Annotated in this window: 23 protein-coding genes, 1 other RNA gene and 1 pseudogene; 7 read left to right on the forward strand and 18 right to left on the reverse strand. The window is 45.2% G+C overall.

The window, feature by feature from the left end; genetic code table 11:
- Nucleotides 1-4 precede the first annotated feature (4 nt).
- The 5 genes from VP504_RS06360 to VP504_RS06380 all read right to left on the reverse strand — a co-directional run bounded on the left by VP504_RS06360 (nt 5) and on the right by VP504_RS06380 (nt 4,595).
- The gene (locus tag VP504_RS06360) at nt 5-1,057 is read right to left on the reverse strand and encodes an NAD(P)-dependent alcohol dehydrogenase (RefSeq protein WP_325893461.1); all 1,053 of its coding nucleotides are present in this window, start codon (nt 1,055-1,057) and stop codon (nt 5-7) included.
- A 2-nt stretch (nt 1,058-1,059) separates the two neighbouring features.
- On the reverse strand, nt 1,060-1,311 hold the full coding sequence (locus VP504_RS06365; protein WP_325893462.1) for a DUF2160 family membrane protein: 252 nt from the start codon (nt 1,309-1,311) through the stop codon (nt 1,060-1,062).
- A 4-nt stretch (nt 1,312-1,315) separates the two neighbouring features.
- Nucleotides 1,316-2,152, reverse strand: coding sequence for a carbohydrate ABC transporter permease (locus VP504_RS06370; RefSeq protein ID WP_325893463.1), 837 nt, complete (start codon nt 2,150-2,152; stop codon nt 1,316-1,318).
- 4 nt (nt 2,153-2,156) lie between these two features.
- A complete protein-coding gene (locus VP504_RS06375; protein ID WP_325893465.1) occupies nt 2,157-3,032 on the reverse strand; it encodes a carbohydrate ABC transporter permease in 876 nt (291 codons plus the stop codon).
- A 123-nt stretch (nt 3,033-3,155) separates the two neighbouring features.
- Nucleotides 3,156-4,595 carry an extracellular solute-binding protein gene (locus VP504_RS06380; protein WP_325893466.1) on the reverse strand — a complete coding sequence of 480 codons (1,440 nt, stop codon included), beginning with the start codon at nt 4,593-4,595 and terminating at the stop codon, nt 3,156-3,158.
- Nucleotides 4,596-4,815: 220 nt separating this feature from the next.
- On the opposite strand from VP504_RS06380, the gene VP504_RS06385 reads away from it, so the two are divergent.
- From VP504_RS06385 to VP504_RS06395, 3 genes are all read left to right on the forward strand, one after another.
- Nucleotides 4,816-5,799, forward strand: a complete 984-nt coding sequence (locus VP504_RS06385) for a sugar-binding transcriptional regulator (RefSeq protein WP_325893467.1) — start codon at nt 4,816-4,818, stop codon at nt 5,797-5,799.
- A gap of 103 nt (nt 5,800-5,902) precedes the next feature.
- The gene (locus tag VP504_RS06390) at nt 5,903-6,634 is read left to right on the forward strand and encodes an SDR family oxidoreductase (protein WP_325893468.1); all 732 of its coding nucleotides are present in this window, start codon (nt 5,903-5,905) and stop codon (nt 6,632-6,634) included.
- Nucleotides 6,635-6,665: 31 nt separating this feature from the next.
- Nucleotides 6,666-7,394, forward strand: a complete 729-nt coding sequence (locus VP504_RS06395; protein ID WP_325893469.1) for an SDR family oxidoreductase — start codon at nt 6,666-6,668, stop codon at nt 7,392-7,394.
- 300 nt (nt 7,395-7,694) lie between these two features.
- Here VP504_RS06395 and VP504_RS06400 read toward each other — a convergent pair.
- The 3 genes and pseudogenes from VP504_RS06400 to VP504_RS06410 all read right to left on the reverse strand — a co-directional run.
- Nucleotides 7,695-8,081, reverse strand: a pseudogene (locus VP504_RS06400) (isochorismatase family protein); the annotation flags it as partial.
- A 107-nt stretch (nt 8,082-8,188) separates the two neighbouring features.
- Nucleotides 8,189-9,145: a sensor domain-containing diguanylate cyclase gene (locus VP504_RS06405; protein ID WP_325893470.1), complete on the reverse strand. Its 957-nt coding sequence runs from the start codon at nt 9,143-9,145 to the stop codon at nt 8,189-8,191.
- Between the two features lie 664 nt (nt 9,146-9,809).
- Nucleotides 9,810-10,715, reverse strand: coding sequence for a LysR family transcriptional regulator (locus VP504_RS06410; RefSeq protein ID WP_325893472.1), 906 nt, complete (start codon nt 10,713-10,715; stop codon nt 9,810-9,812).
- Between the two features lie 179 nt (nt 10,716-10,894).
- Here VP504_RS06410 and VP504_RS06415 point away from each other — a divergent pair, with 179 nt between their 5' ends.
- Nucleotides 10,895-11,551: a LysE family translocator gene (locus VP504_RS06415; protein WP_325893473.1), complete on the forward strand. Its 657-nt coding sequence runs from the start codon at nt 10,895-10,897 to the stop codon at nt 11,549-11,551.
- Nucleotides 11,552-12,032: 481 nt separating this feature from the next.
- Here VP504_RS06415 and VP504_RS06420 read toward each other — a convergent pair whose 3' ends face one another.
- From VP504_RS06420 to VP504_RS06445, 6 genes are all read right to left on the reverse strand, one after another.
- Entirely contained in the window at nt 12,033-13,589 is a 1,557-nt protein-coding gene (locus tag VP504_RS06420; protein ID WP_325893475.1) for a M85 family metallopeptidase, read from the reverse strand.
- Nucleotides 13,590-14,525: 936 nt separating this feature from the next.
- A complete protein-coding gene (locus VP504_RS06425; protein ID WP_002541868.1) occupies nt 14,526-14,939 on the reverse strand; it encodes a GNAT family N-acetyltransferase in 414 nt (137 codons plus the stop codon).
- 39 nt (nt 14,940-14,978) lie between these two features.
- Nucleotides 14,979-15,512 (reverse strand): cysteine hydrolase family protein, encoded by a 534-nt coding sequence (locus tag VP504_RS06430; RefSeq protein WP_325893477.1) that lies wholly within the window; start codon nt 15,510-15,512, stop codon nt 14,979-14,981.
- 97 nt (nt 15,513-15,609) lie between these two features.
- On the reverse strand, nt 15,610-16,167 hold the full coding sequence (locus VP504_RS06435) for a hypothetical protein (RefSeq protein ID WP_325893478.1): 558 nt from the start codon (nt 16,165-16,167) through the stop codon (nt 15,610-15,612).
- A 418-nt stretch (nt 16,168-16,585) separates the two neighbouring features.
- An RNA gene (ffs, locus tag VP504_RS06440) (signal recognition particle sRNA small type) lies at nt 16,586-16,682 on the reverse strand.
- Nucleotides 16,683-16,818: 136 nt separating this feature from the next.
- Complete coding sequence (locus tag VP504_RS06445) at nt 16,819-17,553, reverse strand: hypothetical protein (protein WP_325893479.1); 735 nt, start codon at nt 17,551-17,553, stop codon at nt 16,819-16,821.
- 111 nt (nt 17,554-17,664) lie between these two features.
- Between VP504_RS06445 and VP504_RS06450 the strand changes: the two genes are divergently transcribed.
- Nucleotides 17,665-17,976 carry an MGMT family protein gene (locus VP504_RS06450; RefSeq protein ID WP_325893480.1) on the forward strand — a complete coding sequence of 104 codons (312 nt, stop codon included), beginning with the start codon at nt 17,665-17,667 and terminating at the stop codon, nt 17,974-17,976.
- Nucleotides 17,977-17,982: 6 nt separating this feature from the next.
- On the opposite strand, the gene VP504_RS06455 is transcribed toward VP504_RS06450, so the two are convergent.
- The gene (locus tag VP504_RS06455; protein ID WP_325893482.1) at nt 17,983-18,402 is read right to left on the reverse strand and encodes a YbaY family lipoprotein; all 420 of its coding nucleotides are present in this window, start codon (nt 18,400-18,402) and stop codon (nt 17,983-17,985) included.
- Nucleotides 18,403-18,671: 269 nt separating this feature from the next.
- On the opposite strand from VP504_RS06455, the gene tesB reads away from it, so the two are divergent.
- Nucleotides 18,672-19,535, forward strand: coding sequence for an acyl-CoA thioesterase II (gene tesB, locus VP504_RS06460; RefSeq protein ID WP_325893484.1), 864 nt, complete (start codon nt 18,672-18,674; stop codon nt 19,533-19,535).
- Nucleotides 19,536-19,568: 33 nt separating this feature from the next.
- Here tesB and VP504_RS06465 read toward each other — a convergent pair whose 3' ends face one another.
- Complete coding sequence (locus tag VP504_RS06465; RefSeq protein WP_157515620.1) at nt 19,569-19,748, reverse strand: hypothetical protein; 180 nt, start codon at nt 19,746-19,748, stop codon at nt 19,569-19,571.
- A gap of 220 nt (nt 19,749-19,968) precedes the next feature.
- Nucleotides 19,969-20,892: a porin gene (locus VP504_RS06470; protein WP_325893486.1), complete on the reverse strand. Its 924-nt coding sequence runs from the start codon at nt 20,890-20,892 to the stop codon at nt 19,969-19,971.
- A 289-nt stretch (nt 20,893-21,181) separates the two neighbouring features.
- Here VP504_RS06470 and VP504_RS06475 point away from each other — a divergent pair, with 289 nt between their 5' ends.
- The gene (locus VP504_RS06475) at nt 21,182-21,565 is read left to right on the forward strand and encodes a VOC family protein (protein WP_325893488.1); all 384 of its coding nucleotides are present in this window, start codon (nt 21,182-21,184) and stop codon (nt 21,563-21,565) included.
- A 9-nt stretch (nt 21,566-21,574) separates the two neighbouring features.
- Here VP504_RS06475 and VP504_RS06480 read toward each other — a convergent pair whose 3' ends face one another.
- The gene (locus VP504_RS06480; protein ID WP_325893489.1) at nt 21,575-22,198 is read right to left on the reverse strand and encodes a helix-turn-helix domain-containing protein; all 624 of its coding nucleotides are present in this window, start codon (nt 22,196-22,198) and stop codon (nt 21,575-21,577) included.
- Between the last annotated feature and the right edge of the window lie 24 nt (nt 22,199-22,222).

Consider the following 22,222-nt stretch of genomic DNA (forward strand, 5'->3'; position numbering starts at 1 on the left):
TCCCCTATTGCGGTAGTACAATTTGCATCTTCACATCTGCCGGTGGAGCAGATGCAGCGATGTCGAACGCATTAACGCTGTCCGAAAATTCGAATGTTCTTGTGATAAGAGGTTTTAGGTCGATAGCACCAGAACTCAGCATACCGACACAGCGCGGAAAGACATGCGCATAGCGGAAAATATTCTCGACACGCGCTTCCCGAACCATAGCAGCGCCCGCATCGTAAGCGACCGGATCAGCCTGCCCACCAATCATCACAACACAGCCACCCGGGCACAGGGATTCGAAAACCGTCTTGGCGGCTTGGGGGGAGCCAGACGCCTCAAAGACAACATCAACGCCCCAGCCGTCAGTGTCACGTTTTATCACATCGGCGATATTCGAAGATTTAATGTTTACCGGAACAATAGCGGGGCTGAGAGAGCCTGCGATTTCCAGTTTCTTTTCGGCTAAATCGGTCACATAGACTTTGGCACAACCCGCCGCTAATGCGGAAAGCGCAGTGACAAGACCAATTGTTCCTGCACCCATCACCAAGGCATTGTCACCGGGCTTAATTTTTGCCTTTGTGGAAGCATGAATACCCGTAGCTAAAGGTTCGACCATAGCGGCTTCACCAAAACTAATGTTGTCGGGAAGCTTGAATGTGAAAGCCTCGGGATGAACACAAGTCGAACGTAAAATCCCATGTACAGGCGGCGTCGCCCAGAAACGCACTGCAGGGTCAACGTTGTACATACCTAATTGAGTCGCTTTGCTATTAGGGTCCGGAATTCCTGGTTCCATACACACTCGATCACCGACCTTAAGCGTTTTAACGTCCGAACCGGTTTCAATCACGGTTCCAGATGCTTCATGCCCCAATATCATCGGTGCGTTAACAACAAAGGGACCAACACGCCCTTGTGTATAGTAATGAACATCTGACCCACAAATGCCGACGGTATGAAGCTTAATGCGAACATCACGAGCACCGAGTGTTTCTTCTATTTTGTCAATAGCAGGAAAGTCCCGAAGACTAAGTTCTTCCCTCTTTTCGAGAACAAGCGATTTCATATTCAACCCCTTCTGATAATGATGTATGCCAATGCAAGTGATATGGCATTTGATACCCAAATGGAGATCCCTGCTGGTTCGACAAAGCGGAACCAGAATAGTGATAGAGCAATCCAAATAACGACTGAAATGAACAATCTATCGAACCAGTTGGTTTCAATTGGCAAGAAACCAGATCTCTCATCAGGGATTGGCGGTAAGCTCTCATCTTTTTTGTGAGCCTTAGTCATTGGCACTTTTTGTTGATCACTCATAGCATCACCCTTTAACCGCACCGAAAGTCAGACCTGCGACAATGTGCCTTTGAACTAAACCGAAAACGATCAGAGCAGGGATAAGCGTAAAGACTGAGATTGTTGCCATTACTCCCCACTCAGTGCCTGTTGTCGTCACATATTCTGAAAGACCAGTCGTCAGCGTGCGCGCGTTGAAGTTAGTCAAGGTTGCAGCAAGGAGGTACTCGTTCCAGGCAAAAACCCAGGTGAGAATCAAAGTGACGGCCAGCCCAGGACGACAAAGCGGGAAGATAACTTCGGTAATCACTTTCCACGAGCTGGCGCCGTCTACGTAAGCGGCCTCGTCAAGTTCTTTTGGAATGCTATCCAGCGTGGGTCGGAGCGTCCAAATCGCGAATGGCAGGTTGAACGTACAATAGACCAGTATCATGCCTATGCGCGTATCTAACAGGTTCCAATCGCCAACCGCATAGACCTGCGTCATCAAAAGAAAAAGCGGAAGAAGGAATACGGCTGGTGGCGCCATACGATTGGTAATGGTCCAAAAGAAAATCGACTCCTTACCCGTCATTTTGAATCGCGAGAGCGCATAGCAGGCAAAAAAACCGAGCACTGTGCAAAGTACTGCGTTTCCCGTTGAGATGATGACCGAGTTGAGCATATAGCTCCGTAAAAGACGATCACCCCAAACCTTGGCATAATTACCCCAAAACGGGTCGGATAAAATTAACTCAGGCGTTGAGAACAATTGAACTGCAGGCTTGACCGAAATGACAAACAGCCAGTAGATCGGAAACAGTGTTAAAAAGCTGACTAAACTCCAAAAAACAATGCCGACAACGGGGTTTTGCTTTTTCATGGCTTCAGTCCTTTTTATTGCGCGGCGCAAGCATGGAGACATAAAGCAACCAGCAAACGACGATAGTTAAATAGAGGACGATGACGGAAATCGTCGATCCGTACCCATAGTTAGTTTTGGGGAACACCTCTTTGAAGATATGCACGCCCACGAATCTTGTTGCTGAGCCTGGGCCGCCACCTGTAAGCATCCAAACCTCATCCACTGTCCTTAATGCATCCATAAGACGAATGAATACGGTAGCCACGATAGCGGGAGTGATCATAGGCAAAGTAATGTGCCAAAATATCTGGCGGCTGTTTGCACCATCAATCTGCGCTTGCTCAAAAGGGTCTGGTGGCAACGAGACCAGTGCTGCCATGAGCGTTAGCGTGACGAGCGGCGTCCAGTGCCATATATCCATGATCACCACTGTTGCAAAAGCCGCCGTGGTGGATGTACCAATGTTCATGGTTATGCCAAACCATTCATCCAAAAAGTGAGGAATAATCCCAATTGACGGTGTCGTCATCAGTTTCCAAACTGAGCCAACGATGATCGGAGCCATGATCAGTGGAAGCGTGTGAATAGTCCGAAAAATCGCTTTACCGGGAAAATCACGCATAAAAGCTTGCGCCAAAAAGTAGCCAAGGATTAATTCTGACGAAACAGCAAAAAAAACAAATGCCACTGTCACGCCAAGCGAATTGAGGACCGCTGGGTCAAATACGATTTGACGAAAATTATCGGCAGCGTTGAACACCATCTCTGGATTCACCGCAAACGGGTTCCATTGATGGAAAGATACGAATACGACGTAAAAAAATGGGAGCACCCCGAAAAAGAACAGGATGACTAGTGTTGGAGCAAGAAGAATCCAACCAAGTCTTTTTGATTGCATGACGCGCTTCTACCTATATCTGAACTCGACTTCGGCATACGTCGAGCGAGCGAATGAGTACTTCTGATATCGCCGCCGCCAGAATCGGCGGCGGCTGATTTAGGTACCTATCAAGAGGAAGCCTTACTTACGATAGCCCAGTTCTTTGAGCGTCGCTTCAGCAGCGACTGCCATCTTGTCCAAACCTTCTTGGGTACCCAGATCACCTGTCAGAATCTGGTAGAAGATAGGGGCAGTTGCCTCACGAACCTGCGCATGGAATGGGTAGGCTGGCGCACCGGCGAACAGGTAGCCCTTATCCTTAAGCAGGTCATAATAGCCACTGAGCTTGTCGTTCATTTCTTGAACTTTAGGATCGTCATAGGTTGCAGTGTTGGTGACGCGCGGTGCCGCAACTGCCCAGTCAGGCTGAACTTCATTCTGGCCGATATATTGCAGAAACAGTGCTGTCGCCTCCTTGTTTTTAGAGGAATGTGGAATACCAAAAGCACCACCGTCATAGTAACCGATGTACCCCTCACCACTCTCCGCCTCCTCTAAAACACCTTCTTTTAGCGGTGGCAAAGCAACACCTACTTTACCGACAACCAGAGACTTGTTTTTGTCAGCCGCAATCCAGCCTGCATTTTCGCCGTAGACCAACCCTTGAGCTGCGCGACCCGCACCAAATGTCGTACCCACTTCAGTCCACGTTGATGCAGGGCTTTCTGGTGGCGCAATGTCACGCATCGCCAACCACCAATTCATCGCTTCGACCGCTTCCGGCCCGTTCATTTCGCCGCCATTCTTTACTGATGCAGCGTAGTTGTTATCAGCATCGATACCCCAGTTATACACACCAAAGGTCGGCGCTACTGACTCGTTATACTCGTACCAAGACGCTACGTGACCAGTGTGCGCTTGAGCTGTGGTGCCCCACAGTTCCATATCATTCTTCTTGCCGTAGTTTGTAAAAAACGCCGCGATTTCAGCATATTCAGCATGCGTCTTTGCTGGCACCAGGTCGCGACCAGCTTCTTTTTTGAAAGCTGCCTTGATGTTTGGATCGTTGAAGAGATCGGTACGATACAGATACACCTTTAGGAATGCTTCCATTGGTACTCCGTAAAGATCACCAGAAGCGTCCTTAAAGTAATCGGCGAACGTGGTGAAATTGCTCTCATCGAACGTTGATGCCTTCAGGTCAGGATTATCTTTTAGAAATTGGGTCAAGTCGGTTAGAAAGTCGCGGGATAGATAAGAGTAGATAATATCCTGTTCGATATAAGCCATGTCATAGATGCCTGTTCCGGCTTCCATATCTTTAATCGCTTTATCAAACATCTGATCCCAAGAAGTGGTTTCAACGTCAACCCGAATTCCAGTAAGGTCTTCAAATTCTGGAGCGAGTACTTCACGAATGTAAAGTGACGGAGGTGACGATTCGGTTACACCACGAATAGTTACACCCTGATACGGCTTTGCAGCCTCCTTCCACCAAGCTTTGTCAATCTCAGCATATGCAGACGTAGTAGCGACGGTAAGTACCACCGCGATTGCGCTCTTTACCAATATAGAGTTCACTGATTTTCTCCAACTATTGTTATTGAACAGAATGCAGCAGGCCGAATCATTCGCTCCATGCGACTGGTCCGCGCCACCTCCCACTCAACAAGTTATACCTTTGTATTTTTTGTTATTCAAGTGTAAATATTCAAATGTATTTGCTGGTTAACAATTGTATAACCCACACCTTCGGTCATATAATATTGTTAGCAATTATTGAATAACTTGGAGAATTGTTTTGCCACGCGAGCTTATAGAAGACAGCGACGCCTTTATTACAGAAGTGTGCTGGCATTATTACGTCAACGAAATGACTCAAGCAGAGATCGCCCGTCAGATGAACGTGACGAGACTGAGGGTCAATCAAGCAATTCAACGAGCTAAGTCGCTCGGATTTGTAAAAATTAAGATTGAATCGCCGTTTACCCAGAAGGTTCAACTTCAAGAACAGTTGAAGCAAGTTTTAGGACTAAAGCGGGCCATTGTAGGTCCTGCCAATAGAGCGGCATACGACTACCACAAGTCTGTGGGGGCAGCCCTTGCAGAACTTTTAGTCGAAAGGCTAGCAACAGGTGAATGGAAATCACTCGGTGTTTCTTGGGGATTAACACTGGATGCTACTATCCAAAAGCTCCCCTCTCTAAAGTACCCCAACCTTGAAGTTGTCTCGATACTGGGAGGAACCGCAAAGGGGTCAACGTTAAACTCGTTCGGCGTTGCATCAGGGTTTGCGCATGTCCTTGGCGCAAAGTTTTCCCTTCTAGCCGCGCCCATTTACCTGTCCGAGGGAATAGATCGTGACCTCTTTCTCTCTCAGGATGTGCTGAGACAGCACATTGAGAAATTTAAGTCGTTAGACGCCGTTTTACTTACCTGCTCGAACGTTTCAAACAAATCTTTCCTTATCGAGCATGGTCTGCCCAAAGGGCTTACATCTGAACGGCTGATCAGTTCCGGGGCGATTGGAGATGTACTTGGACAATTCTTGGATAGACAAGGATGCTCTGTTTCAGAAGACGTGGACAACCGAACAGTAGGGATGCCGCTTAGCGACGTCATGAGTGTTCCAGAGAAGATTCTCGCTGCCGCTGGACCGCATAAAGTGGAGGTTATCAGAGTTGCATGCCGACGAGGTCTTGTTGACACGTTGGTCACTGATGATGTGACCGCCGAGCTTATTCTTGGAGGTGATTCGTCAAAACTGACCATGAAAGATCGCTAGGCATTTCTATCAACCGCATCAGAGATGCCTCCTTTAGCCACCAATAGATATTGTTAAATGCGACGAATTATTCAACACAATTAACATTGATAGGATGACAAAAATGAGTACCCAATTCGACGGGAAAAGCGTCATTGTAACCGGCGCAGGTAAAGGTATTGGGCGAGCCTGCGCGATCGAGATGGCTAAGCGAGGGGCAACAGTTGTGGCCATGGCGAGAACAGCGTCAGACCTAGAAAGCCTAAAGGATAAAACCGGTTGCACGTCGATCATCGTTGACTTGTTAAATAATGATGCGGCACGAGCAGCAATGAGAGAGGCCGGAGCGTGCGACTTTTTAATCAATTGTGCCGGAACTAATGTTCTCGAGTCCGTACTTGAGATGACAGACGATGGTTATGAAGCCGTCATGGGGATTAACCTTCGCGCAGCACTCATCTGCGCGCAAGAGTTCGCGCGTGCTCGCGTCAATGTTGGGGGCGGGGGTTCAATTTTAAATGTGACATCTATTGCCGGCCATCGTGGATTCAATGAGCACATGTGTTACGCCGCCTCTAAAGCGGGGCTGGAAGGAGCAACGCGTGTGATGGCAAAAGAGCTTGGCGCGTTCGGTATTCGCGTCAACGCAGTTGCTCCAACAGTTACAATGACCGAGCTTGCTGTCGCCGCTTGGTCCGACCCTGAAAAGAAAGATCCAATGATGGCAAGGCACCCAATTGGCCGTTTTGCAGAGGTAGAAGATGTGGCAAAGTCCATCGTCATGCTCCTTTCTGACGATGCCCCAATGATTACGGGGGCCGTTCTTCCAATCGACGGCGGCTTTCTTGGCGTTTGATCTTTTCAACTCAATTCAATAGGAGTTCTTAATGGCCGAATCTCTCAATGAAAAAATTGCAGTCATAACAGGTGCTGCTTCTGGTATCGGCCTTGCGGCTACAGAGGCATTACTCGCAGAGGGTGCCACTGTTGTTATGGTGGATCGCGACGAACATGCACTAATAAACTGCATCGACCGCCTGGGTGATAAGGCCATTGCACAGGTCACTGACCTACTTGATGCAGATAGCTGCAACGCAATGATCCCATCGATCCTAAAAAAAGTGGATCATATCGACATACTCTATTGTAACGCTGGCACCTATATCGGCGGCGACCTAGATGATACTAATCCTGAAACCATTGACCGGATGCTGAACCTTAACGTTAACGCGGTTATGAAAAATGTTCATGCGGTTATCCCACACATGAAAAGCCGTGGCATTGGTGATATCTGGGTGACCTGTTCCGTTGCTGGCCACTCAGCGATTCCATGGGAGCCCGTCTATTCAGGATCCAAGTGGGCGATAACCTGCTTCGTACAGACTATGCGTAGGCAGTTGCGTGAGAGTGGTATCCGCGTTGGTCAGGTATCCCCCGGCCCCGTAGTGTCAGCGCTGTTGGCAGATTGGCCCAAAGATCGACTACAAAAAGCCAAGGACAGTGGCTCTCTCATTGAGCCTTCCGAAGTCTCAGATGCACTTGTTTTTGCGCTCACACGGACTCGCAATGTCACTATCAGAGACATGATAGTGCTTCCGACAGCATTCGATGTCTGATTGGCCCGTTTTTTACATAATAATCAAAAGATAGGCGCACAAGAGAGACAGAGCAGCTTAACCGAGAGTCGTTCAGTTTGTTTATCCAATAATAAAATCCCTCTGCGGAAACGCGAGGGGATGTTTTGTTCAAGGATTGAAGTCATTATCCCTAAATGAGTTTTACGCGAAAACACAATGACACAAAACGTTCTAATTATGGGCGTTTCTAGACCAAACTGATTGAAACACCTGAATTACTGTGTTTCGATGAAAAAGTGCGCTTCGAGTAAACATCTTTCGTCCACATTCTTAATAGCCCTATACCCAAAGTTTGCCTGCCTCTACCGCTTCTATTTTGACACCGAAATTCGAAATATTAGGTAACGTGGCATTGTGGTGCGCTCGAATTTGAGCACCACTAGCGTGCTCCTTATCACGGGTCGTATGAGCATCCGAAACCAAAGTTACAGGACAACCTAAACCCACTGCTCTGCGAATGGTGGTATCAACGCAAAACTCAGAGGCGTAGCCACACACTATTAACCGCTCAACTTCTAGTTTGTTCAAAACACCATGAAGATCAGTATTCAAGAATAAGTCTAGCGTTGTTTTACACACGAAATAATCACCAGCTTGTGTTACTAAACTCGACTGCAATGCCCAACCAACGCTTTCGTATTCAATGACAGACTTATTCAGATCATGCATGCTGAGTGAGCCCGAGTTGGCGCGCATACAAGGTTGAAACCGATAATTGTGTTTTTATGGCACTGTCTATTCTTCTAGTGGAGTCCGCTGGAAACGCCCTGTGATTAGCGTGCGTTTTTCTGTTTGTACATTTCGTTGTCAGCTTGCATTATTCTTTCTTCTATCGACAACTGACTATCATGATCGTAATGGCTAAAACCAAAACTAAACTCAATATTGTAAGGTTTGTTACTGTTTCTATTTATTCTGGTCATATTATCAGTGAACCTAGATAAGCAATGTTTGACAATATCTGGAGTGGAGTCAGCTAGAAACACTACAAATTCATCTCCCCCCAAGCGACCAACAACATCAGACTCCCGAAACGAGTTAAATAACTCCATAGCAATGGTTTTCAAGGCATGATCTCCTTCATGGTGACCATATTTGTCATTTATTGGCTTAAACTTATTGAGATCAATAACGATAATAGAACTACTGAGTTTCTTACGCTTACACAGTTTGAGAGAAAAGTTTGCGAGTGATAAGAAGCCACGTCTATTAGAAATCATTGTGAGTTCATCCAAAGTAGCCATATGTAGCGACTTAATTTCTTGCTCGATCATCGACCCCAAATCTTGAAGAAGCGAACGATCTTCCTCGCCCATTTCCCTAGGTTCAATATCAAACAAACAGAATGTTCCAATGTGAAGACCAGGCCTGAGTTTCAGAGGGTATCCCGCATAAAAACGAATGTTAGGAGCATCGGTTACAAGAGGGTTATCACAAAACCTTTTATCATCTTTCGCATTTGGAATAACAAACAAGTTGTCATTATTGATCGCGTGACCACAGAACGAAATTTCTCTCGGTGTTTCTTTCACTTTCAAGCCCTGAGCTGATTTAAACCACTGTCTGTTCTCGTCAACAAAGCTAACAAGTGAGATAGAAACACCAAATAAGCGTTTAGCCACTCTCGTTACCCTATCAAATCGCTCTTCGTGAGAGGTGTCTAAGATTTCGAGTGCCCTAAGCGCGTGTAAGCGCTCTGCTTCATTATCGGGTATCTGTGGAGTTCTCATAGCCTTCCCTAATGTCAAGAAAATTAGTCATCACACACAACAAATAATCGAATGTTGATAGATTAATACTTATAAAGAGTCTGAACGACGATGGCGGCAACACCCAGATGACTTTCTTAAATACATCATATGTCCTCAAACAACAGCTTCAAATAACTGCAAAACGTGTTAAACCCATGACCCCAATCAGTACACCCTGAATACGGGTAAAGATAAATTTTAGCATCGAAAAATAAGCTAGTCGGGATGTGGAAAAATTCAATATTGAGAATACCGGTTTACCTATAACGTCTGGAAGCTGAGAAAATAAATTTAATCGTTAAAGCAGATAGTTACCGACATATATTCGGTAAATGAATCAATGAGGTTTTACATATGAGACAGTCCTCATCTTTTAAAAAATGCGGCCGACTTCAACATAATACCTTTTGTCTTGTTAATCATCGTATCAGCGCTATCACACTCCGGGCCAACAAGAATGGTATGGCAATGGTGATCACCCCGAACGTATTCTTTGTTTGCCCTTGGCATTGAAAACTAAAAGGATTAAGGGCGCGCGGCGAAGGGTGGTACTCCATTACACGATATGGTTAAAGTACGAGTTAACATCGTCAACTCGCTTTGTTCGCTTCCCTAGGGTCTGTTGACCTTTGTCCCTTGTTGACTAATTTAGACGGGCTACATCGTCTGGTAATGGACCTGGTACTGAGGACTTGAGCCACTGATAGAGTAAATCGATGTACTTTTCTTTAGCACAACCTTTAGGCCAGACTAGATAATAACTATCACCGGTTACAACCGCTTGCTTAAATGGCAACACCAGTAACTCACTCTCAATAGCTTTTAGACTGAGTAACAAATCTCCAACGGAGATCCCATGGCGGCTGATGGCCGCTTGATTGCCCTGCTCAAGAGTATCGAACACTTTACCCTTATTGATGTTCAAAGACTTATAGTCACCAGTGCGATCTATCCAACGACGCCAGTCACGGCGGTCCGAAGTGGGGTGAATTAACTCACAAGCACTTAAATCATGTTGAGCCTCACTCAGTAACGCTGGTGAACAGACTGGAATCAGTAGCTCTTCGAACAACGGAAGGCATTCGGTATCAGCACCAAAATTGCCTTGTCCCAGTAGAATCGCGCAATCGTAGGGCTCTCGGACAAAGTCAACGTTGTCGACATCCATCCATACACTGACAATTTCAATGGCTGGCACGCTGAACTTATCTCGAAAATGACTCAATACATCCAATAACCAACTGATGGCCAGAGTGGATGGTGCTTTTAAACGCAATTGACGATTTTTACGACCAAAATGAGAACAGGCATTTTCCAGACTCTGGAAACTTTTAGTTAGCTGACTGGCTAGGGATTTACCAGCAGGGGTAATGATGACTTTCGGACCATGTCGCTCAAACAATTTGCATTCAAACCACTCTTCCAGCGTTCGCACATGGCGACTGATCGCACTAGGCGTAACATTAAGTACTTCAGCGGCTTGAGAAAAAGATCCTAAACGGGCAGCCACCTCAAATGCCCGTAACGCATAGAGTGGAGGTAATGTCATGTCCATGTTCCATTGTGAGTATTACTCACAATAATACATAGTTTTTTCCGTTTTTCCGCACTGATTAGCGCTTACATAATCGTATTAGCTCGATACGTAAATTCGCTCTCATGATCTTCGAGAGATTGATTTTGAGCCATCTACAGGCAATCAAGTATCTCAACAAGGAAAAACACAACATGAATCTCTCATTACTTTTCAGCTACAGTGTCGTCGTAATACTGTTAATTGTAACCCCCGGCCCAGTTGTTGCTCTGCTTACCTCCACAGCAATCCGTGAGGGACAACGTGAGGCATTTATGACCTTGCTCGGTACTAATGGAGCTTCCCTGTTGTTGCTGACGATTGCAGTATTGACCCTGGCAGGTGTAGTTCATCTACCTCCCCAATATCTATATTTACTGGGTATTGTCGGTTCATTTTATATTGGTATTGGAGCTGTGATAGACCTACGCACGCTATGGCGCGTATCAAATATCTGTAGAGATACAGAATCAACTTCGGATCACAGCGAAACCACCAAAAATAGTGGGTTTGTTAGAGGTTTTATTACTGGCGTAGCCAATCCTAAAGATATATTATTTTTTGTCGCTTTCTTTCCACAGTTTATTTCAGTGACACACAGTTTTCCTGGTAGCGTTATAACGCTTTCTTCTGTCTGGGTACTACTTGATGTAAGTATTCTCTCTCTATACATCTTGTGCGTTAAATGCTGCTCAAGAGTATTCAACTCGCTTTGGATCGAAGGATTATGTTCAGGTATTTTATTAGCTATAGCTATTAGTAGTGTTTTTTATAATTTTAAATCACTACTTTTGTTGTCGGTACCCAGCTAGATTGATTTTGGACAATTATATATCTGATATTTAGCCAAATTAGTAATAAATACCATGAAATATCGCAAACTTGATTGTAAAGAGTAAACGCAAGTAGAAAACTCGCAATCTAATTATGTCTTTAGGTGTGATGTTTGGGATTCGAACAATACGATAACTCTATCCAATAAAACCCTAGTGAGTTAACCTTAACTTTATTACTAATATTCAATATAAGTAATTCCTATGAAGTCTATAAATAATCCAGTTAGAATAAAAAATGTTATGAAGCAAAAAAATCGCGATTTTTAGAAGGCTAATAAGGATAATTACATACAAGGATAGACACCGTATCTATTCATTTTGGGAAATAAAGGTAGCAGAAATAATTATAACTACCTTTTAACTCAGATTATATCTTAATATTACGCTTTAATATTTATCAAAGTATTTTTCACTTCCGTAGTAGTAACCCTAGGTATTCTTAAAGCTTCCACAATTATTAATGGGTACTGAATTTTGGCGCGTAAGGATCCAACGATAATGTCGAGCCTTGAAATAGACGAACATCCCAGTCATCTTTAGACTCATATTGCCATTTCCCATTATTATATATAAAAGACCATCCGGAACCGAATCCGCCAGTCAAAGCGTCAGTGATAACGAGTGCAACAGGTCTTCCATTCCTGTCAAAAAACATTTGACCAGCGTACTTTATGGTATGCCAATTAGTACCCGATAACTTCGTAAAATTATCACTACTCGTACTTTCCTTAACATCTTGACCTACGACACCAATGGAAAATGAACCATCATTAAAAGTTAAGCCATATGGATTATAAAGATCATTCCCCTCAGCTTCCTCCAGCCCGTATCCATAGATACCGTACCCAAACAGGTGCTTCCATCCAGAATCTTTATACCAATGTTTCCAAGATTCCCAATTCTTACTGTAAAACCCCCCTTTATTTTTTGCTCTCAAAAAGGCTAATTTTGCTACGAGCAAGTTTAGGTTTTTCAGATCTCTTTGAATCAGCAATTGCCCCCCTTCAAATGTGATTGAAGAACTTACTGGATCGACTCGTCCTGCTGCATCTAGGCTACACTCACCTAAGTTGCTGGCACTAGCACCTGTAAAAAAAGCGGCCCCCATGCTGAAATCATCATCATCAAAATCAGGGAGTTTGGGTAAATCAATGATACCTGATGAGCAGAAAGAAGTTAGCAAGCTAAATCTAGCTGAAGCTTTCAAGCCTCTGGAAATAGTAGCAAGTCTATTCAGCAGCGCCTCTGCTTCAGAGGGATGTCTATCGATAGTATGAAGCAGCGCCTGAAAATTACGTTCTTTTAAAGCTTGGGTTCTCTCGGGGTCCGCATATCCTTTAAAGGTTGGTATTGGCCAATGAAGTTCATTCGCGATTCTTTGAGCTAAAATTTCAGTGGGCCCGTGCCTGCCTACTTCATCAGTATCTGAGGAGTCCGTAATATGATGAATAACTTCATGAATTAACGCTTCTTGCCACCAAGGATATTCATTGGAATCAATACGAGGGGCTGCACCAATATTTACGACTGGAGTACCATTATCATCTTCTCGGGCTTCATGACTTGCAAATATAGGAACCTGATTAGCGTCAGAATCTTCGATATCATCGATTTCAACATCATCTACATCAGAAAAATCTCCTTCTCGCTCCTCGTTAATTTCATACTCATTGGTGAATAGAATGTGGCCCACATTTTCTATATTGTTATTTAAACCAAATGCGACAGAATTTTGGAATGTTGGAGAATTAAATAGTGCATCAATTAATGTATATTCGATTGCTGCTGCAGTATGACGATCTACTATACTCCCATAACTAGAAACAACAGATCTCGATATTGCAGAGGAAAGTGCAACTATTTGAGAGTACGTCAGTTGCTGGCCTGCTCCTCTAGTTATAACATAGTTTGCATACTCGTCACTATCTTTATCAGGTACATCATTATTTGCTAGGACAAACTTTGTGTTCATCACTAGAAAAAATACAATAATTAATACTTTATTAATCATCATTCGCCTCGATTACTATATAAAAGTGTCAAATGATATTAATTATCATTAATACGTGAAGGAAGCAGATGATCGTATATTCGTGAATATCATTCTAATTGTGTAAAAATTAACATTAAAATTTCATTTATATAACAATCTGTGGAGCTTATATTATTTTTTATTGTAAATTAAAAAACGTAAAACTATTGGAAGGCTATACGAACAAAAAGGCACGAAAGTACTGCTTATTCTCAAACGTATAGAAGCGAGAGTGAATAAATTGATTATCAAGTAGCTCTGGGGTAGGCATAATAACTAATCACTGTAGATCATTATTGAGTATCATGGTTAATTGGATAGAGTTTATGGTACGTCCGTTTTTTAAGTAATAAATCAAAAATAATAGTGTTGGTTTGCGCTAATGTATTCAGAGTCTATTTGATACTTGCGATAGTCCCAGCTATACGGTGAGAACCGCGTGAGATTTTCCTCAAAAGCGTGAAGGCATGCTATGTTGCCGCTCTGTCTGTCAGGTCTTCAATCTGGTGGTCTGTTCTGGTCAACTCCACCAGGACACTCTTCTAAAGGAATTTTCATACTCAATTGACTAGGTACAGGAAATTGTTTGCCATGGGGTATATTGCAACGCCCCGTGTATGCCCAAGCTTTGTCGGACACTTTTACTGTCTGTTTCAGATTATTTTTATCAGGGTAAACCTGCCCTCATACCATCTGGCCAGCTAAAATCGCAAACTTTTTGGGGCAAATCTGAGCTTGCCACGACAGCTAGCTCGTTGTTGGACAGAAACGGGTTGGAACTAAAGCTCTATAGCGTCTACTTCGGATAACTTCAGATTAGGAAAAACAAAGTAGACTGCTTTGTTGTTCGAGAGCATTGGCTGCTGACGCAGCCAAAAGAATGCTATTGCCTATTAACCGGAGAAGGGCTCATATGTGTTATAAGCGACTTTTTCTAAGCCTCTTATACATTCCATAAGCTTCTGGCGCTGTGTAATTAAAGCCTAACTTTTCGTAGAACTCTGGTTTGTCGGCTATTAGTGATACGTAAGAGCCGTCATTTGCCGCTTTTTCAAGATAAGACTCTATTTTCTCCATAATCGTCTTACCTAAACCCAAACCCTGATGGTTTGGATTGACTGCTATATCTACTATCTGGAAAAAGCATGCCCCATCACCGATAACTCTCCCCATGCCTACCAAACCATTAGAATCTCTAACACATACTGTATAAAGCGAGTTACTTAAACCTACATGTGCCGCTTCAAGTGATTTAGCAGACAGGCCAGCATCCAATCTTAGTTGACAATATTCTTCCGAACTTGGAGTTTGCTCCAGTACTTCATAATTCAAAACTGAAATTTCCTTGTAGCTTATAACAACTTATTAGCCCTATGCCCAAAGGTTGTGTGCCTCTACCGCTTCGATTTTGATACCGAAACTCGAAATATTAGGCAACGTAGCATTATGGTGCTCTCGAATTTGAGCCCCACTGGCGTGTTCCTTATCATGAGTTGTATGAGCATCCGAAACCAAAGTTACGGGATAGCCTAAACCTGCTGCTCTGCGAATGGTGGTATCAACGCAAAACTCTGAGGCGTAGCCGCACACAATTAAGCTATCTACATCGAGTTCATTCAAAACACTTTGAAGATTAGTATTTAAGAACGAGTCTGGTGTTGTTTTGCGAACAATATAGTCACCAGTTTGTGTAATTAAGCTCGACTGCAATGCCCAACCTTCACTTTCGTATTCAATAACAGATTTAGGTTGCTCGTGCTGGATAAAGATAACTGGAACAGACTTAGCTCGCGCGAATTTCGTAACCTCATTAATTTTGGTGAGTACGATTTGTGATTCAAATGGTTGAGGTTCCGGGTCGAACAGAATCGACTGAACATCAATAACTAATACCGCAGATTTCATTATTTTCCTCTGATAGGGCTAACGCCCAAAACAGCGGCGAGTTTACGAGTCCGGCTGATTTTTCTTGTTATGTTTAAATTTGACCTACCACTAAAAGCTATGTCATTAAGTACTTTTCAATTAGTTGAAAACCATACCTTTCTCCCGCCAAGTCATATGCAGAAGAACACCTATTCATAAAGCCATGCTGAAATGGGGTTATCTCAGTACTTACACCTTCATAAACTGAAATGTGATTACTAATGCTTTCCACATCGAATGATTTTTCTGCACAAGGGAAAATCACTTTTGTTGATATTTTGGGATTAATATCAAGGTGATTTCGTATTTGTGTTGGATAAAAGCAAATCGCCTCCATGTGATCTAAACCAACATAATTGGAAGCTCGCCACACTGCACTCGCTCCCGCACTGAAACCAATAATCAAATCAGGTCTCTCTACTAAAATTGACTTAGAAACCAAAGATAAGTATCTGTCATGACCACATTTTTCCACAAAAACACCGTAGGCCTCTTGCTCGTTTAAGAAGCTATGACGCGCACCTTGATAAGGTTCGACAACTTTAGCTTCTATCGTATGAAGAGACAGATATTTGATTAAGTTATCCGATGATTCACACAAGCCAAAGATATCTGCAACTATCACAACTTTCATCTAATACTCAGCCCTTTTTGTGATGCTTCTACTTACACATAACAACTTATTAGCAGGCATAAAGCCCGTTTAGTCCAAAACCGAGATGCCCGATTAGTCCGCGTACACTTAAGTCACTTTACCATATAGCTTAGTAGAATCAGTGGATTAACTTATTGGCTTGTGGTCCAAAAATGAGAAATCGGGCGTCCCGAATTTAAAGCGTTCACATTTTTACTATATACATATCCCTGTATTTTTATACATAAGGAATGCATTAGAAAAATTTGGCCACTGTAAGTCGATTTAAGTGCTGGATTGTTCGAAATGCTAACTCACTTTGGGGCAAAGGCTAGATAGGAAAAACCTCAACGTATTGATCAATACATCGAAAAAATACACAGAATAGGAGCTTTTCAGAACGCTAGATGGGTGGAAGCCCCCTCAGCCACATCCCGGCACACACGTCCCAAGCGCGGGCTGCTTCCTTCCGGACCTGACCCAGTACACAAGTTAGTGTTGCGGGAGGACCAAGGGGGCCTCCATAGATTTGATACACCAAAAATCTCTTGAGAAAGAAACCGTTGGTTCGGGCGCATTATGTGGGATGCCTGCGACCAATGCAAGGGGTTATCTGGCTTTCAGCAGTCAAGTGGTGAGAATTTACCCGCCCTACTCTTCTTCGTTTTCTGTGTGGAGAAGGTAATCGCCGAGCCAAGCAATGGTCAGAGACAACAACCAAGCGACAAACACAGGGTTTGGCACGGAAAATTGGGGGAAGACGACGATAGTGGCGAAAGCAATGGCTGGCAGAATCACGCAGAGTTTATCGCCACGCTGCTCACCACCAACGCGTTGCAGCTCTTGAAGCGCCAACACCAGCATACTGCCGCAAAAGGCGAACATGGCTCCTTGGGTTTGCCCGCCTGCCAGCAGCGCCACAATTAGAGCGACAGGCCACCAGCTAATTCTTTTTACTGGCTTCCAGAAGTAGGTCGCGACCCACACCATGATGACGCAGAAGATCTGGATGAGGGTGTAGCTGATGGCACCACCGAGCTTCTCGTCCCCTTGCAGGGCAAGCACGCCACATTCCATGGCGATTACCACGGAGATCACCAATAGCGAGACCTGCCAGTTACGGCGCTCTCCGGTGATAAGCACCAGCGCGGGAAGGATCATCCAAAGGCTGAGAGAAATGGCAACGGGTTGGTAAGGCATCATGGCGCCGAAGCCAATCAGGCCGGAGGCAAGAATCCAAACGGCGACGCCGCCGGAACCTGTAAAAAAGAGAGCGGGAATGGCAAAAGCAAGCAGGGGGATATCACCTTCAGCAAAGGCAGAAGAAAGTGCAGCGCCCATGACCATGACTGCTGCTGTCACCATTAATGTCGTCGCATACCACATTTAGCACCTCCTGCGCTTCATGCCGACAGTGATACCTCATTCCTTGTTTGATGTATTTGTAGTCAGGTGAGGTATGATGTTTCTAATTATAATTTCTCCGTTTGTTTCAATATGCCCAATTTTGATGACCAAATCTATGCAGTACTTATCCAAATACCCTCTGGAAAAGTAACAACTTACGGTGATGTCGCAAAATTAGCAGGGTTTCCCCGTCACGCGCGCCATGTCGGCAAGCTTCTTGGCTCGCTGCCGAATGATTCCAAGCTACCTTGGTTTCGGGTGATCAACTCAAGTGGAATGATTTCGCTGAAGGGCGAGAGCTTCGTCAGACAGCGTGAGAAGCTGCTGGATGACGGGGTGGAAGTCAAAGAAAACGGCGCAGTGTCATTGCGCCGTTTTAAATGGGATGGAGAGCCTGCCTAGTGGCAATTAACGTACAGCGCTTACTACCTGCACTTCTACATTCTGGGTTTTCGCGGGGTCGTTAATCACGTGGGTGGCTGTATCACTGATAAACATCAGTTGGCCGTCGACTTCAATGCGCGCGCTCACGTTGTAGGTGTGGCCCGGTTTAATCTCTGAAGGTGAGTAAGTCAGCGAAAATGGTAATGGGACCTGACGGCCTTCAGTCATGTAAGACTGGCTGCTAATCACATCCATCGGCGCGTCTGCCAAGGACACATCCGCCAATGTCACCGTCAATTTTGCGTTTTCAGGCAACGCAATACGCTGTAAGTAGTAAACTTCACCTGTCACTGTTGCCATGTCTTGGTCCTTTATGATGTCTGTACATGCGGTAAACGCCAATGCCGTTAACGCAGCAAAAAATCCAAAAAAGGCCTTCTTCATGGTAAAACTCCCAGTAACGCAAGCATCTAAAATACTGATAAAAACAACAACAAGTGTATCACCGTTGCATATTCAACCACTGGGAAAATGTGGATTTGAGATCACACCTTTTAACATCCGATGGTTGTCACGCAGGGCAGCGTAATGAGCCGCCTCGCAACGTTAGAGAGCATACATGCTGAATAAGTTCGAAATAAACGACATCATAAGTGCAATCTGTCATTTTTCTGTCAAAACAATGAGCAATAAGACCGGCTTAAAGGGGATTTATGAGTACGAAATTGGAAGAACTACTGGCTTTGCTTAAGCTCGAAAAAATAGAGGAAGGCCTCTATCGTGGGCAGAGCGAGAACCTTGGACTGCCACAGGTTTATGGTGGTCAAGTAATAGGACAAGCACTTTCTGCTGCCAAAGCCACGGTAGCGGGTGACCGCTTTGTTCACTCCTTCCATAGTTACTTCCTTCGCCCCGGCGACCCTGAAAAGCCCATTGTCTATGACGTGGAAAACCTTCGCGACGGGCAAAGCTTCAGTACCCGCCGCGTGAAAGCCGTGCAGTATGGTAAACCGATTTTCTACCTTACCGCCTCTTACCACATGAATGAGCCCGGATTTGATCATCAGTTTGCTATGCCGCAAGTGCCGGGACCAGAAGGGTTGATGTCGGAGCAAGAGTTAGTGGAGTCCATTGCCGAGCACCTTCCAAAGAAGGTGACTGAAACCTTTGGAAGGGAACGTCCGATTGAGGTTCGCCCTGTCGTGGTGGTGAATCCGCTCGCGCCGGAAAAACTCGAAGCCAAGCAGTACATCTGGATCCGAGCCAATGGCAAGATGATTGATGACCCCCGTGTCCACCAATACCTGTTGGCGTATGCATCTGACTGGGGCTTTCTTGTGACTGCATTGCAGCCGCACGGCGTGACCTTGATGTCTCCAGGGATCAAAATGGCGACCATTGACCATGCGATGTGGTTCCACCGTGAATTCCGTATGGATGAATGGCTACTGTTCGCGATAAATAGCCCTTCAGCCAGTGATTCACGTGGCTTGGTCCGCGGTGAGATCTACAATCAGAAAGGCGAGCTGGTTGCATCCGCGGTTCAGGAAGGTTTAATGCGCAAAAGTCAGCGCTAGTTGCCAATTTGCTCCCTGTGTTTTCGGGGAGCACTATTTTGGTAGAGATTCTAACTCTTGGTTTTCTTCTGCTATCTGCGGTGAAATTGCATCGCTATTGCTTTCGAGTTGCAGCAGTTTCTCCTCATTACTCCTTGAGTCATCTCCCCCATATTCCGCTTGGCTTCCCGGTTCCAATACTGGTTGATTGTAGGGGTCTGGCTGTAATGCCATGGGCGGAATACCGTTAGGATCACTATCTGTTTCTGCGTACAAATTGACAGTGAATAGAAGTAATAACGTTGCGAGTCGTCGGAACATTCTTCAGTCTCTCATGCGATGTCTTATGCCCCAAAGATAGGCAAAGCGGAATCATTGCTGTTGTCGCGTTTCAGAAAACGGGCACTAAAAAGCCAGCTCGGAGGCTGGCTTCTTCTTAAGGGCCGCGACTAACTTAGAAGTCGTAGCGCATACCCGCTTGCAGTTGGTCGTCTTTACCATCCAGGCTTTCGAACTTGTAACCCGCGTATGCACGGAAGTTACCGTTGAATTTGTAAACTGCTTCCGCCGCAAAGTTGTTGGCTTCTTCAGTGTCAGCCTTATCGAACTCAGCGAAGTTATAAACAGCGACCAGTTTCAGTTTCTTGGTTGCTTTATATTGCGCTGCCAGCTCGTAGCCGGTGTAGTCCTCGTTGCTCTTTGAACCGATCGTGTAAAGTGCACCCAGCGTGAAACCGTTTTGTGAGTATTCAGCGGCCAGGTTGATTTGGTCATCGCTGTCAGTGCCTGCATCCTGAGAGACGTAGCCAGCACCGAGGCTTACTACACCAAAACTGTACAGCGCTGAGATTCCGTAGCTGTCAGCGTCTTTTTCATCTGCCGCGATGTAGTTAGCTTGGATAGACAGAGAATCAAATTCACCCGCGTAAAGGAAGTTGTTATCACGCTTGTCTTTGTTGCCTGAAACCAGGTCTGCCGCATCACCACCAAAGGTTGCCATTACGTCAGTAATGTCTGTCAGCTGAACTTGCGCGGAGTCTTGCTTACCGTAAGAAAACTCACCGGCAGACGTACCGAAACCAGCAAAGAAATAACGGTTCTTCAAGCTGTCGCTATCGCTGAACTCTGCTTCGTATTTACCAAAACCGTAGAAGCCGTCAGAGATTTCTGTTTTGCCTTTTAGGTTAACGCGCGCACGGGATTTGTCTTTGAATGAGCTGTCTTCTGCGCTCTCGTTGTTGTCCGACACATTGAAGCGTGCTTCAGCACGGCCGCCGACTTTCAGGGTAGTGCCATCGTTGTCATAAACGGTCGCTGCAAAAGATGAAGTTGAAGCCAGTGCAACAAGCAGTGCCGAGGTTAACGTCGCGTATTTCATTTCTTACTACCTTATTGTATTTGAGGGGCTTTCTTGCCCAATAAAGAAAAAGCGGGGGCTAAGGTAGGTTGAAAAAATGACAGTTCGGTTTCTGTCGGGTGACGTTTATGTTCCACGGGAATGACCAAATGATGACTGTCGACCAACCTCTCAATACGTTGAAATTTCGGGATATTAATCACACAGGAAGTTACGAGGCATATCTTCCCTTTTAGGCTGTCGGAAATCTTCAAGACTCCTTTCCCACCAAGAGCCAGAATGGACAAAACATCAACAAGGAGAGGGAATAATGAAATTTCGATACACGATTATGTACGTGGAAAACGTTGAACAAACATTGGCGTTCTACGAACAAGCCTTTGGACTGGAACGCGCCTTTCTGCATGAAAGCGGCGATTATGGCGAGCTGAACACCGGCGACACCAAACTCTCTTTTTCGTCACTAGCGCTGATGACTTCGCTCGGCAAGCACCCAAGTTCTGGAAACCCGCATTCACCCAACTTTGAAATCGCCTTTGAGACTGATGATGTTGCGGGAAACCTTGCCAATGCGCTGAAAGCAGGGGCGGAGTTGGTGCAAGAAGTTGAAGAAATGCTCTGGGGACAAACCACCGCTTACGTACGCGATTTGAATGGGTATCTGGTAGAGATTTGTAACGCTGTGGCGGGCTAGCCTTGGCTCTCAATAACCAGGAACGTAAAGCTGTTCGGTAAGATCTTTTCTGAGTTGTAATTCACTTGGTGTCACGCCAAACCAGCGTTTAATTTCGCGGCTGAAGTGCGCCTGATCGGCGTAGCCAAATTCAAAGGCAGTATCAATCAAGGGGGCACCTTCGGCAATGGCACGGGCACTTTGTCTTGCCCTTGCCAATTGAACCCAGAACAAAGGCGACTTACCGCTCAGTTTGAGGAGGTACCTTTGCAAAGTTCTCTCACTGACACCAAGCGAGCGCGCAATATCAGCCACAGAGCCCAACCGCTCGCCTAGGCTGAAAAGCGCTTCATCGACATTGCTACAGCGACGTGAACAGGCAGCAATCTTATCGAAAAGATCATGGGTGTCTTTTCCAATAGCGGCGATCAATTGGCTTTCGTCCACCCATGTTCCCGGTGCTAAGCGATAACCAGTCATTTTTGCGTTTGGCCCTATATCAACGGCAATAGTGGCATCAAACAGCGGGGAGACATGCACCTGCTGCATACCCTCGGTTTCTGTCACAATCACATCACGGCAGCCGTCAGGCACCACATAGGCAGTCCCTTTTTCTGTCGGATTAGATGTCCAGATATCGATGATGGTTTCCATACTCTCCCCGCCCAGTGTTGAACA

It is taken from the genome of Grimontia sp. NTOU-MAR1, assembly GCF_035758505.1.
In the GTDB taxonomy this organism is placed as follows: Bacteria; Pseudomonadota; Gammaproteobacteria; order Enterobacterales; family Vibrionaceae; genus Enterovibrio; species Enterovibrio marinus.